At 69.4% G+C, this 301-nt stretch carries 1 protein-coding gene; it reads left to right on the plus strand.

The window, feature by feature from the left end; translation table 11 throughout:
* The coding region (locus FVP33_RS19685; RefSeq protein WP_187270821.1) for a hypothetical protein at positions 1-230 on the plus strand (230 nt) is incomplete at its 5' end.
* Between the last annotated feature and the right edge of the window lie 71 nt (positions 231-301).

Here is a 301-nt window from a genome sequence, read left to right on the forward strand (position 1 = left end):
ACTGGACCGCGGAATCCATGCTCGCTGTGGCGAACGCCCTCGGTGAGGAAGTGCAGGTGGTGAAGGAGCCGATGCCCCGCGCGGCGTTCTTCGCCCGGTATCCCGGCTCCGCCTACTGGTTCGAGCACCGACGGGGACTGGCCATCGCGGCTCTTGCCGCTGCCCTCCTGGTCTGCGTGGGCGTCGTCCTGGGTCTGATGCAGCTGCTCGGCCTCCCGATCGACTCGTAGCCCGCCGACTCGGCGGTCGGCTAGTAGCCCCGCCGCGTGCCGAAGATCCCTCCCACGACGGCGTTCATCCC

The organism is Lacisediminihabitans profunda, assembly GCF_008040105.1.
Lineage (GTDB): Bacteria > Actinomycetota > Actinomycetes > Actinomycetales > Microbacteriaceae > Lacisediminihabitans > Lacisediminihabitans profunda.